Origin of the sequence: Nonlabens arenilitoris, assembly GCF_002954765.1 — a bacterium.
Classification (GTDB): domain Bacteria; phylum Bacteroidota; class Bacteroidia; order Flavobacteriales; family Flavobacteriaceae; genus Nonlabens; species Nonlabens arenilitoris.
Map to the genome: position 1 here is coordinate 2,708,875 of NZ_MTPW01000001.1, position 13,586 is coordinate 2,722,460.

11 protein-coding genes are annotated in these 13,586 nt (G+C 34.7%); 7 read left to right on the top strand and 4 right to left on the bottom strand.

Annotated features, from left to right (window positions below; all coding sequences use genetic code 11):
- Positions 1–16: 16 nt before the first annotated feature.
- Complete coding sequence (gene bshA / locus BST92_RS12040; RefSeq protein ID WP_105071680.1) at positions 17–1,156, top strand: N-acetyl-alpha-D-glucosaminyl L-malate synthase BshA; 1,140 nt, start codon at positions 17–19, stop codon at positions 1,154–1,156.
- Positions 1,107–1,583 (top strand): protease complex subunit PrcB family protein, encoded by a 477-nt coding sequence (locus BST92_RS12045; protein ID WP_105071681.1) that lies wholly within the window; start codon positions 1,107–1,109, stop codon positions 1,581–1,583. The genes bshA and BST92_RS12045 overlap by 50 nt, the downstream gene beginning before the upstream one ends.
- 35 nt (positions 1,584–1,618) lie before the next feature.
- Here BST92_RS12045 and BST92_RS12050 read toward each other — a convergent pair whose 3' ends face one another.
- The 3 genes from BST92_RS12050 to prfB form a co-directional block, all read right to left on the bottom strand.
- Positions 1,619–2,116 (bottom strand): hypothetical protein, encoded by a 498-nt coding sequence (locus BST92_RS12050; protein WP_105071682.1) that lies wholly within the window; start codon positions 2,114–2,116, stop codon positions 1,619–1,621.
- Positions 2,117–2,208: 92 nt separating this feature from the next.
- Positions 2,209–4,653 (bottom strand): TonB-dependent receptor, encoded by a 2,445-nt coding sequence (locus tag BST92_RS12055; RefSeq protein WP_211292493.1) that lies wholly within the window; start codon positions 4,651–4,653, stop codon positions 2,209–2,211.
- A gap of 141 nt (positions 4,654–4,794) precedes the next feature.
- Positions 4,795–5,901 (bottom strand): peptide chain release factor 2, encoded by a 1,107-nt coding sequence (prfB, locus tag BST92_RS12060; protein WP_105071683.1) that lies wholly within the window; start codon positions 5,899–5,901, stop codon positions 4,795–4,797.
- A gap of 151 nt (positions 5,902–6,052) precedes the next feature.
- Here prfB and BST92_RS12065 point away from each other — a divergent pair, with 151 nt between their 5' ends.
- Positions 6,053–7,063 carry a threonine aldolase family protein gene (locus BST92_RS12065; RefSeq protein ID WP_105071684.1) on the top strand — a complete coding sequence of 337 codons (1,011 nt, stop codon included), beginning with the start codon at positions 6,053–6,055 and terminating at the stop codon, positions 7,061–7,063.
- 162 nt (positions 7,064–7,225) lie between these two features.
- Positions 7,226–8,332: an OmpA family protein gene (locus BST92_RS12070; protein ID WP_105071685.1), complete on the top strand. Its 1,107-nt coding sequence runs from the start codon at positions 7,226–7,228 to the stop codon at positions 8,330–8,332.
- A gap of 88 nt (positions 8,333–8,420) precedes the next feature.
- Here the strand turns inward: BST92_RS12070 and BST92_RS12075 are convergent, their stop codons facing one another.
- On the bottom strand, positions 8,421–8,744 hold the full coding sequence (locus BST92_RS12075; protein ID WP_105071686.1) for a YbaB/EbfC family nucleoid-associated protein: 324 nt from the start codon (positions 8,742–8,744) through the stop codon (positions 8,421–8,423).
- A gap of 104 nt (positions 8,745–8,848) precedes the next feature.
- On the opposite strand from BST92_RS12075, the gene BST92_RS12080 reads away from it, so the two are divergent.
- The 3 genes from BST92_RS12080 to capB all read left to right on the top strand — a co-directional run bounded on the left by BST92_RS12080 (position 8,849) and on the right by capB (position 13,477).
- Positions 8,849–10,906: a S9 family peptidase gene (locus BST92_RS12080; protein ID WP_105071687.1), complete on the top strand. Its 2,058-nt coding sequence runs from the start codon at positions 8,849–8,851 to the stop codon at positions 10,904–10,906.
- A gap of 67 nt (positions 10,907–10,973) precedes the next feature.
- Positions 10,974–12,014: a cysteate synthase gene (capA, locus tag BST92_RS12085; protein ID WP_105071688.1), complete on the top strand. Its 1,041-nt coding sequence runs from the start codon at positions 10,974–10,976 to the stop codon at positions 12,012–12,014.
- A gap of 206 nt (positions 12,015–12,220) precedes the next feature.
- A complete protein-coding gene (gene capB, locus BST92_RS12090; RefSeq protein WP_105071689.1) occupies positions 12,221–13,477 on the top strand; it encodes a cysteate-C-fatty acyltransferase in 1,257 nt (418 codons plus the stop codon).
- The last annotated feature ends 109 nt before the right edge of the window (positions 13,478–13,586 follow it).

Here is a 13,586-nt window from a genome sequence, read left to right on the forward strand (position 1 = left end):
TACAAAATAAATTTAAATGAAAATTGCAATTGTATGTTATCCTACCTATGGTGGTAGTGGAGTAGTAGCGACCATGTTAGGTACTGCTCTTGCTCAACGTGGTCACGAGATTCATTTTGTAACCTATAAACAACCAGTACGATTAGAATTACTTGCAAAAAATATTTTCTTTCATGAGGTGAATGTTGAAGAGTATCCTTTATTTCATTATCAACCTTATGATCTTGCTTTATCCAGTAAACTCGTTAACGTAGTTCAAGAACATGATATAGAATTGTTGCATGTTCATTATGCTATTCCACATGCTTATGCAGGTTATATGGCACAACAAATGTTGAAAGATTTAGGTATAAAATTACCTATGGTGACTACCTTGCATGGTACTGATATTACCTTAGTAGGTAATCATCCTGTTTATAAACCCAGTGTAACCTTTAGTATCAATAATAGTGACGTAGTTACGTCAGTTTCTGACAGTCTTAAAAGAGACACCTTAGAATTATTTGATATTACAAAACATATCGATGTGGTGCCTAACTTCATTGATATGTCTAATTATAAAACAGAATTTACAGACTGTGACAGAACTGTCATGGCTTTTCCAGAAGAACGTATCATCACTCATGTAAGTAATATGAGACCTGTTAAACGTATCATGGATGTGGTAAAGATCTTTGAGAAGATTCAAGAAAAAATTCCTGCTATTTTAATAATGGTAGGTGATGGTCCAGAGCGTTTTGAGGCTGAAGAGTATGCTAAGTCTAAGAAATTACAATTACAAATTAAATGGGTAGGTAATAGTACTGAGATTGATCGCATCCTTTGTTTTACAGACTTATTTCTACTTCCATCAGAAAAAGAAAGTTTTGGACTTGCCGCTCTAGAAGCTATGGCAAATAAAACTCCAGTTATTTCATCTAATACTGGTGGATTACCAGAGGTTAATGAAGATGGAGTTACCGGATTTACCAGTAATGTAGGTGATGTAGACCAGATGGCTCAAAGAGCAATTCACATCTTAGAAGATGATGCTAGACTATTAGAATTTAAAAATAACGCTTTCGCGAAAGCAAAAGAATTTGACATTCAATTAATAATACCACAATATGAAAAATTATACCAAGACGTTCTCGCTACTGCTTCTAGTCATAAGTAGTATAGCTTTAACTAGTTGTAAAGGAAAGAAAATGGATACACCAGAGAAAACATTTGGCCTAACGTCTTATTATGATGTTTTGCTAGAAGGTAATAATAGTAACCATGAATCTCAAGAGACCATCGTTGTCAACTCAGAAGAAGGCTTGCAAGAGTTAATGGCACAAATTAATAGTACTCGTAAGCCAGGTTTAAAAATTCCTAGCGTTAATTTTAAAAAAGAAACATTAATATTTGCTTATGGTGGACAGAAATCAACAGGTGGATTCTCTGTAGATGTTACCGAGGTGCGTAATGAGAAGAATTTATTACATTTTAATTTTGAACTTATCAAGGGCGAAGGAGATATCGCAACTATGAGTATAACAACACCGTTTAAGGTTATAAAGGTAAAACATGATGATAAAAAAATAACGGCTTCTATTTAAGAAGCCGTTATCGTGTATTGCTATTTCAAAGAATCTTAGAACTGATATCTCAATCCTAATGCGATATCTAAATCATTACCATCTCTGAAGTCACCGAAATAGAATTCTGGTCTTACATCAAGTGATATTAATAATGGAATATCAAAGTTGTATTCTATACCAACTTGTGCTGCTCCAAAAAGAAAAGTTTCAGAATCATCATCAAAATCGCCTCTTCCTGGAAAATCGTCATCTAAACTCACTGTTCCTAGACCACCACCAGCACCAGCATACCAGTTAAATCCACCTTCTATATTCCACATCCATTGATATAAGCCGGTTGCTTTAAATCCGTCGAAATTATTTCCATCTTCATAGCCTAGATCGATTTCTAATCTATTGTTATCGCCTAAGGCTCTTTGGTACGATATCTCAGTACCAAAACCATCTCCGTCTCCAGCTCTAATACCAATTGCATTTTTAGAGACTGTTTGTGCATTTGTTATAAATGTCGTGCTTAACGCAATACCTAGAATCAAAAGTATTTTTTTCATAATTATTTGTTTTGATTCAAATTTATAATAGTAAATGAAGTGAATGATTTAAAATTTGTTAATAATTTTATAGATAACTTAAAATTTTAAGACTATCCTTCAAATTCAAAATCATCATCACCGCCACCACCATCTCCGCGAGTATTTTTCTTTTTTTGATTAAATCTATACACAAAACTTAAGTTAACTTGTCTTTCTCTCCATTGAAATTCACTATCTGTTATAAAATCATTAGTTATCGTAGTACTTTGTCTTTTACGACTATTAAATAAATCGCTAACATTTAGTGATATAGTAGCATCATCTCCCATAATATCTTTACTCGCAGCAAGATTCATAGTGAAGATTCCATCATTACTACTTTGTGCATTCTCTGATGCGCCTCGATAATTTAATCTAGTTTGTAAATCGATACCAGATGGGATACTAAATTTTTGATTTAATCTAGCAAAATAAGTAGTGTTTTCAAAGTCAAAATTTTGACCATTAAAATCACCATCTGTTGTGACTCTATACAAGTTGAAATCAGAATTGATGGTCCACCATTTAAATGGTCTATAGGTAAGAGTTAATTCATATCCTATACGTTCTTGTGTTGATAGGTTAACCGGTGTGCGTCTTATAATAGGGTCTCCATTATCAGTAATGGCACCAGTATCTTCTTGTATAAATTCCCAGTTATCATCACTACGGTTGTAATAAATAGAAGTGCTTAAGGTTACTTTTTTCCATCTTCTTAAATACCCTAAATCTAAAGAGTTTGTAAAAGTAGGGTCTAGATCGACATTACCTTGAAACACATTAGATTCACTAGATCTACTAGGGAAGGGATTTAAGAATCGACCACGAGGTCTTCTTACACGTCTGTTGTATCCTAGTGTAATATTTTCACCATCTTGAATTTCATAACCTAGATTAAGAGTAGGGAATAAGCTGCTGTAATTTTTCTTATCTTCAGTATCGACAGTTTCCTGTCTTATAGTAACATTAGTTTGTTCAAATCTTAAACCAGCAAGGAAAGAAAATTTACCGTATTCCTTACCATATTGCCCATACACAGCATTTACTAATTCTTCATAATCAAAAGTATTATTAAGACCAGCATCAGGCACCAGTGGACCTGTAGGGAAATCTAATTGTTCCTCTAAATAAAAAGAATTACTTATATCACGGTAGTTACCTCGATAACCTGCCTCAAACTGAGTGTCTTCACCTATAGGTAAGACATAGTCAAATTGTGCTGTAGCATTTTGCTCATCTTCCTCACTTAGTGTTCTCTCCACATCATTAATAGTATTTGTGGTTGTTTCAGTCTCTAAGATATTTGCATTTTGATCCTCTATTGATGTAGAGTATTGAATGCTAGCTGTAATTTTCTGGCCGTTATCATCAAGATCATTTTTGTAATCTAATGAATACTGGATGCGTGTGTCATCCTCTGATTCTGCCTCAGTACGTAGGGTTGCTTCATTTAAGTTACCATTAGCATCTAAACGATCAATAATATTAGTGTTTAAATCATCATCATTACCTAATCGATAAACAATATTTGCAACAATACTGGACTGATCATTTATAAAATATTCTGCACCTAGGCTGGTAAAGAAATTTCTACCTACTCGATCAAAAACTCGTTCTTCATTTACAAAACTATTTTGGGCATTTGTAGATAGGTATTCTGTGCTTGTACTACTGTTACCAGGTGTTTCTCTATATCTGAAACCAGTATTAGTAAATAAGTTCCATTTCTCACTACGCAAGTTACCGTTAAAAGATAATCCTAATTGAGGATTATATCCTGTATCTAATTGCATCGTACCATTAAAACCTAATAATTTATTTTTCCTTAGAATAATATTTAATATACCAGCAGTACCTTCAGAATCATAACGTGCGCTAGGTGAAGTAATTACTTCAATCTTCTCAATGGCGTCAGATGGAATTTGCCTTAAAGCTTCGGCACCATTAAAACCTACCAGAGCACTAGGTCTTCCGTCGATTAAAATAGTTACATTGTCATTTCCTCTAAGAGCTACATTTCCTTCTACATCTACAGAGACTGATGGAACATTATCTAATACATCACTAGCACTACCACCACGTACCGTAAGGTCTTTACCTATATTATAAATCTTTTTATCTAGTCGTATGTCTACTGTAGTTTTCTCTGCAATTACAATCGCCGCATCCAGTTCTGCAACATCGATCTCAAGAGCTATTGTTCCATAATCTTTATCAGTTGAAAGAAATTCATCTGTTTTTATTAAAGTTTTAAAAGTGATGTATTCCCATTTCACATCATAAGTACCAGGTGTTACTTGAATACTATATTTTCCATCGATGTCTGTGATACCACCTTGTGGAGTTGCACCAGGCTCCTTGCTTAAAAGAGATACTGTAGCGAATTCTAGCGGAGTTTTAGTAGACTTATCCACTAAAGTACCAGAAATGGTTATTTTACTATTGAGATTGGGATTTTGAGCTGTCGCAACAAAAGGAGCGATTAAAAAGGCAAAAAAGAAATAATATAATTTCATTGTAGTTTGTTTAGTTTCTACTAGGACTACAAATCTATCGGACGGTTTAAGTGGCTTTTACTAAAGTTAAGTTAACTTAAAGGATCATAAAACCCACTATATAAAAGTGACGCTGTTAAGCTAAGTGTTGTGTAATAAGCCTTATAGCTCATCAGATGGTTTTTCTTGACCACTTTCCATTAAGAAGGCTTTAAGAAACGCATCGATATCACCGTTCATAACGGCATCCACATTTCCTGTTTCGTGACCTGTTCTTACGTCTTTAACTAACTTATAAGGGTGCATTACATAGTTACGTATTTGCGAGCCCCATTCTATTTTCATTTTACCAGATTCTATCTCATCTCTTGCAGCATTTCTTTTTTGAAGTTCAATTTCAAAAAGTTGAGATTTCAACATTTGCATTGCTTTTTCGCGATTTTCTAATTGAGATCTGGTTTCAGAATTATGAATAACAATACCAGATGGATGGTGCGTTAATATCGCTTTAGTTTCAACCTTGTTGACGTTTTGTCCACCAGCACCACTTGATCTTGCAAAATCCCACTTAATATCTGCTGGATTAATATCTATTTCTATGGTATCATCTGCAAGAGGATATACATAAACCGAGGCAAAAGAAGTGTGGCGTTTTGCATTAGAATCAAAGGGCGATATGCGCACTAATCGATGCACACCATTCTCTCCTTTTAACCACCCAAAACTATAATCACCTTCGATTTCTAATGTGACTGTTTTAATACCTGCTACATCACCAGCTTGAAAGTTGAGCTCTTTTACTTTGTAACCATTTTTTTGCGCCCACATCATGTACATTCTCATTAACATTTCTGCCCAGTCACAAGACTCTGTTCCACCAGCGCCAGCTGTTATTTGTAAGACAGCACTCATATCATCACCTTCATTAGAAAGCATGTTTTTAAATTCGAGTTTTTCAGTTATTTCAATAGCCGCATTATATTTTGCCAGCACTTCTTCTTCAGTAGCATCACCTTCTTTATAGAATTCATAAAGTACTTCAGTGTCTTCGGCTAGAGTTGTAGCCGTGGCATAATCTGTGGTCCATTGCTTTTTATTACGCAATTCTTTCATAATCAGTTCAGCAGCCTTTGCATCATTCCAGAAATCTGGAGAAAACGTCTTCTCTTCAAGATTAGTAATCTCGATTTCTTTTGCTTCTATTTGTAGGTAATCTTTTAAGGCTATAACGCGTTCTTGTAACGCTTTGAGCTGATCTATTGTGATCATAAATGGGACAGTATTTAGTTACAAAAATAGGTTTATTATCTGTTTTCTCAGCCATGATAAGACTTCTATAAAATATACAGACTTACTAGGAGGATATGTGTAGCAGTGATTATTTTTATCTCGCTTTCGCGAAAGCGTAATAAATACATCCATGATAATAGATTTAAGAAGTGATACAGTAACAAAACCTACACCAGACATGAAGCAAGCCATTATGAAAGCTGAGGTAGGAGATGATGTCTATAAAGAAGATCCAACGGTAAATGAGTTAGAACAACGAGTGGCCAAAATGTTTGGCATGGATACAGCGCTATATTTCCCCACTGGTAGTATGGCAAATCAAGCCGCAATTAAGTTACATACCCAGCCAGGTGAACAATTGATCTGTGATAAATATGCACACGTCTATAATTATGAAGGTGGTGGAGTTTCTTTTAATAGTGGAGTTTCATGCAAGTTAGTAGACGGCCATCGAGGTATGATTACCGCACAACAGGTAGTAGATCATATTAATCCTCCAGATTTCTATCACAGTCCGCTTACTACATTAGTATGTCTAGAGAATACAACTAATAAAGGTGGTGGTGCATGCTATACCATTGATACTTTTAAAGAGATTAAAGTTGTAACTGATAAGCATCAACTAGGTTTACATCTGGATGGTGCGCGCTTATGGAACGCATTGGTCGCGACGGGTCAAGATCCTAAAGAATACGGGCAAATCTTTGATACGATATCTGTATGCTTATCTAAAGGTTTAGGCGCGCCTATGGGAACTGTACTTATAGGTAATTCTAGTATTATGAAGAATGCTATACGTGTTCGTAAAATTCTGGGTGGTGGAATGAGGCAAGTAGGATATATGGCTGCCGCAGGATTATATGCATTAGATCATCATTTTCCATTGCTAAAAGAAGATCATAAAAGAGCGCTAGAACTAGCCAAAACTTTAAGTGAACTATCAGTTGTTACTAAGGTAGAGCCAGTTGAGACTAATATTGTAATATTTAATGTAAGTGATGAAAATTCTTTTACAAACTACCTAGATAATCATAACATTATTTATAGTGATATGGGTCAAGGAAAACTGAGATTTGTCACTCATTATGACTATACAAATGAAATGCATGAACAAATGTTGGGCGTTTTAAGAAAATTTTAATATATTTATAGTTGTAGAGTACTGTTTTTATGTAGTTAATCGATGTTTTTTGTCCTTTTAACAAAGTGTTATCATTTAATTAAAAAAAAAATCTGGTAAAACTTCTTATTGACTGACCTTTGCAACTCAAATTAATTAATAAAACAAATTAACACCTCAAAAATGAAAAGACTAATACTTTCTTTAGTAGCTGTAGCTACGGCGACTGTAGGTTTTGCACAAGACTTACCTTCTAATCCAGAGCCAGGAAAATGTTATGTACGTTGTACTACACCAGACGTATATGAAAATGAAACTGTATCTATTCAATCTACACCAGCTTATAAAAAGTTAAGTGTAGTACCTGCAACTTATGAAACTGTAACTGAAAGAGTTCTTGTAAAAGAAGCTTCTAAACAATTACGTGTTATCCCAGCAACTTATAAGACTGAAACTCGTACATACGTGAAGAAACAAGCAGGTTCTACTATAACAATTTCTCCAGCTTCTTTCGGCAAGTCTACTGAGACTATCGAGATCAAGCCAGCTTATGCACAATGGGAAATGAGTTCAGTACCACCAGCAGAGTGTACTTCTTCTAACCCAGATGACTGTCGTTACTGGTGTTATAAAGGTTACCCAGCAGAGTATACTACTGTATCTGTAACTACTCTTGCAAATGACGCTAGCTTTAACAGAGTTCCTGTTGCTGAGCAGTCTGGTACTTATACTGTACGTGTAGTAGATCAACCAGCACGTGTTGAAGAGATTGATATTCCTGCAGAATATGCAAACATCACTCGTACTATCCTTAAATCTGACGCTGCTACTACTGAATCTGTAGTTCCTGCAACTCAACAAACTATTACTCGTGAGAAGTTAGTTTCTAAAGGTGGTCTTACTGTATGGTCTGAAGTTGACTGTGCTCTTGTTGAAGAGAACAACCTTCAAATCAACTGGGCAACTGGTAGCTCTACTTTAACTGCTGCAGATAAAGCTGAGATCGATGCAAAATTACTTTCTGTTCTTAACAATACTCCAGGTTCTAAAGTAGAAGTTGCTTCTCATACTGACTCTAGAGGTTCTAAGACTTCTAATCAAGCACTTTCTGAAAGACGTGCACAGTCTGTTGCAAACTACCTTATCTCTAAAGGTATCAACAACTCTCGTATCGTTGCAAATGGTTACGGTGAGAACCGTCTTAAGAACCGTTGTGCTGATGGAGTTTCTTGTACTGAGCGTGAGCACAAAGCAAACCGTCGTACTACATTCCGTTTAATCAACAACTAATCTTTGATTAGTAGTTGATAGACTATCAAGTATAAAAAAATCCCATCTAGTTATCTAGATGGGATTTTTGCTTTTAAATAATACAAGTTTATTTAAACATATCCATTCCAGGTATATTAGGCATGCCATCTTTTGCGACAGCAGCAATTTCATTTTCATATATACTTTCAGCTTTTTCTAAAGCTTTATTGATTACTAGAATTAAATAATCTTCTAGCTGTTCTTTATCTTCCAACAGTGAGTCATTAATATGAACGCTTTTGATTGTGCGACTGGCAGTTACAGTTACGTTTAATAAATCATCAGTTGATTTTTCATCGACTAGAACGGTATCCATTCTCTTTTTAGTCTCTTCAACTTTTTGCTGGGTCTCTTTTAATTTTCCCATCATTCCCATCATATCTCCAAACATAATTTATAAGTTTTAATTGTTTGCAACAAAATTATAACATCCGTTAAACCTCACCTAAATAAGAGGTCTGTTTTATATATTGCAGCGTTTTTTAATAAGCACTAATGAAAGAGCATCACGCACCGATTGCAAAAAAAATACCTCACGTACACGAGGCTCATGGACATCAACGTATTGATAATTATCACTGGATGACACAACGAGATGCTCCCGAGGTTATCGATTATCTTAATCAAGAAAATGATTATTATGAAAAGATGACAGCACATACCATGCATCTCAAAGAGGATCTATTTGAAGAAATTAAAAGCCGTATTAATGAGGATGATGAATCAGTTCCTTATTTCTGGAATGGTTACTGGTATTATACAAAAATGAAGAAAGGTGAAAGTTACCCTTTCTATTATCGCAAAAAAGGATCGCTATCTAATAAGGAAGAGCTTCTTTTCGATGTAAATGAAATGGCTATAGGTCATGAGTTTTTTCAATTGACTGGTATGAGTGTCTCACCAGATAATATGAAGGTATCTTATGGTGTGGATACTGTAGGAAGACGTCAATATACTATATTCATTAAGGACCTTATTACTCAAGAGGTTTTGCCTCAATCATTAGAGTTAACTACTGGTGGTGCTGTATGGGATGCGGATAATAAAACATTATTTTTTGTTAGAAAAGATGAACAAACTCTAAGAGCTAATCAAATTTTCAAGTATAAATTAGGTGATCAACCAGATACCGCTACTATAGTCTATCAGGAAGATGATGAGATTTATAACTGCTATGTGTATAAATCTAAATCTAGAGAATATATTATGATTAAATCATCTTCAACTTTAACAGATGAGGTCAGATTTATAAAAGCCAATCAACCAGATTCTGAGTTCAAAGTAGTACAACCACGTACTGAAATGCTAGAGTATAGTGTACTTCATTATGGAGACCATTTTTATATTATGACTAATAAAGATGTAGCTACTAACTTTAAAATTATGAAGACTGAAGTCACTAAACCTGAAATGGAAAATTGGGTAGATGTAATACCTCACCAGTCTGATGTTTTACTAGAAGATTTTGAAATTTTTAAAAAATACTTAGTGATATCTGATCGATTTAATGGTCTTAATAGAATTCGTATTAAATCATGGGATGATACGGTAGATTATTTTTTACCATTTGATAATGAGACTTATACTGCTTATACAGGTGGAAATTATGATTTTGATACTGTTAAATTGAGGTATCAATACAATTCCTTAACAACTCCACCATCGGTTATAGAGTTTGATATGGATACTAGGGAAGAGGTTATTCTAAAAACACAAAAGGTTCAAGATCCTAACTTTACACCAGATGATTACACATCAGAGCGAGTTTGGGCCACAGCTAAGGATGGTGTAAAAGTCCCGATCAGTCTGGTCTATAAAAAGAGTTTAAGAAAAAAAACGGGTAACCCATTGCTAATTTATGGTTATGGTAGTTATGGTTCGACGATCGATCCTTACTTCTCGATTTCAAGATTAAGTCTATTAGATAGAGGTTTTATATATGCTATTGCTCATATACGAGGTAGTGAATATTTAGGTAGACCATGGTATGAGGACGGTAAAATGTTTGCTAAGCGCAATACGTTTACTGACTTTATATCGTGTAGTGAACATTTAATTGAAGAAGGTTATACGTCAACCTCTCATTTATATGCCAGTGGTGGATCTGCAGGTGGATTATTAATGGGAGCTATCATGAATATGGCACCACAATTATATAATGGGATTTTAAGTGCTGTTCCTTTTGTAGATGTGGTCACTACAATGTTAGATGACTCTATACCATTAACCACTGGAGAGTATGATGAATGGGGTAATCCTAATATAAAAGATAGTTATGATTATATGTTGAGTTACTCACCATATGATCAAGTACAAAAACAAGATTATCCTAACGTGCTAGTTACAACAGGTTACCACGATTCACAAGTTCAATATTGGGAACCAGCAAAATGGGTTGCAAGGTTAAGAGAACTTAAAACAGACAACAATTTATTGTTATTTAAAACTGACATGACCAGCGGTCATAGCGGTGCTTCTGGGCGATATGATGCTTTAAAAGAGGTAGCAATAGATTATGCTTTTTTACTCGATTTAGAACAAATAGATAGCTAGCAAAATTTTATGTAAATTTGCCAAGTTTTTGGAATTTTTTGAACGTTCAAAAAATTAAACCCTATTTATGAATAAAGACATAAAAGCTTACGATAGTGTGCTAGATCTTATAGGTGAAACTCCACTTATTAAACTATCAACTACAACAGCTCATTATACTGGAGAATTTTTTGCAAAAGTAGAAGCATTCAATCCAGGACACTCCTCAAAGGATCGAATAGCTCTTCATATTATTGAAGAAGCAGAACGTAAAGGAATATTAAAGCCAGGTGACACAATTATAGAGACTACCTCTGGTAATACAGGTTTTAGTATAGCCATGGTAAGTCGTATTAAAGGATATGATTGTATTCTTGCTGTAAGTTCAAAATCGAGCGCAGATAAAATAGACATGCTCAAATCAATGGGAGCAAAGGTTTATGTTTGTCCTGCACACGTAAGCGCAGATGATCCTCGTAGTTATTATGAGGTTGCTAAGCGTTTACATGAAGAGATTAAAAATAGTATATACATTAATCAATATTTTAATGAGCTTAATATAGAAGCACATTATAAAAGTACAGGACCTGAAATCTGGGAACAAACTGGTGGACAGATTACACACCTAGTAGCCTGCAGTGGTACTGGTGGTACCATTTCTGGTACAGCACGCTTTCTTAAAGAGCAAAATCCTAATATCGAGATTTTAGGAGTTGATGCTTATGGTAGTGTACTTAAAAAATACCACGAGACTAAAGAATTTGATGCAGAGGAAATTTATCCATATCGTATAGAAGGTTTAGGTAAAAACTTAATTCCAACAGCTACAGATTTTGAAAGCATTGATTATTTTGTAAAAGTTAAAGATGAAGATGCTGCTCATATGGCTCGCAAAATCTCTCAAACCGAAGGTCTTTTTGTAGGTTATACCAGTGGAGCTGCGATGCAAGCGGTAAAACTTCTTAATGACGAAGGGCGTTTTGATAAGAATTCTAAAGTTGTTATCATTTTCCCTGATCATGGATCTCGATATATGAGTAAAATCTATAACGATCAATGGATGCAAGATCAAGGCTTTTTTGACTCAAAATCTACTGCAACAGAGCAGCATATTGAGTACATTAAGTAATCTTATCATATTTTTCACATTGTATAAGCCGCTGTTTATTAGTTAAATAGCGGCTTTTTTTTATGCTTTCGCGAAAGCGTAAAAACTAACACATGTTAACTCTCTATTTATCAACAGGTTATTGTTATAAACTTATTTACTATGCACGCATAATGAATAGTCAATTTGCGATTAGAATTGTATCTTTGCATGTTTAAAATATTCTTATGAAGGATTTATTTGATAAAATATACAAGGATAAAGGACCATTAGGTAAATGGGCGTCTGTGGCCGAAGGTTATTTTGTGTTTCCAAAGCTAGAAGGACCTATTGCAAATCGCATGCGTTTTAAAGGTAGAGAAGTTATTACCTGGAGTGTGAATGATTACCTAGGACTAGCAAATCATCCAGAAGTACGTAAGGTAGATGCAGAAGCTGGTGCTGAGTATGGTAGTGCATATCCTATGGGTGCTCGTATGATGAGTGGTCATACAGATTTACATGAACAATTACAAAATGAGCTGGCTGAGTTTGTAAATAAAGAAGCTGCTTATTTATTGAATTTTGGTTATCAAGGTATGGTATCTACAGTAGATGCTCTTGTTTCTAAAGATGATGTTATTGTTTATGATGTAGATGCACACGCATGTATTATTGATGGTGTAAGATTACACCATGGAAAGCGATTTACTTATAAACATAACGACATTGAAAGTATTGAAAAAAACTTACAACGTGCGACTAAAATTGCAGAACAAACTGGTGGTGGAATACTAGTAATATCTGAAGGTGTTTTTGGAATGCGTGGTGAGCAAGGTAGGTTGAAAGAAATTGTTGCTCTTAAGAAAAAGTACAATTTCCGTTTATTTGTAGATGATGCACACGGTTTTGGTACCTTAGGTAAAACAGGTGCTGGAGCAGGAGAAGAGCAAGGTGTACAGGATGATATTGATGTTTACTTCGCAACTTTTGCAAAGTCATTAGCGAGTACAGGTGCATTTATTGCAGCTGATAAAGAAATTATTGACTACTTAAAGTATAATTTAAGATCTCAGATGTTTGCAAAATCACTACAATCACAATTGGTTGTAGGTGCTTTGAAGCGTCTAGATATGTTACGTACAATGCCTGAACTTAAAGAGAAATTGTGGGAGAATGTAAATGCTTTACAAAATGGTCTTAAAGAACGTGGTTTTGATATAGGTACTACACAATCTTGTGTAACGCCTGTCTATCTTAAAGGAAGTATTCCAGAAGCAATGGCACTTGTGAAGGATTTAAGAGAGAATTTTGGTGTTTTCTGTTCGATAGTTGTTTATCCTGTAATTCCTAAAGGATTAATATTATTAAGGTTAATCCCAACGGCATCACATACCTTAGATGATGTCAATGAGACACTAGATGCTTTTTCTTCTATACGCGATCGATTGGAAGGTGGTGTTTATAAAAGGTTAAGCGCATCAGTAGCTGCAGCCTTTGAATAAATATAAAATGCTACGTTTAAACGTAAAATGATATAAAAAAAGCTCTAGGAAACTAGAGCTTTTTTTGTGCTATTTATGCGTTTACTTAAATGGTATTAACTAAATGTTA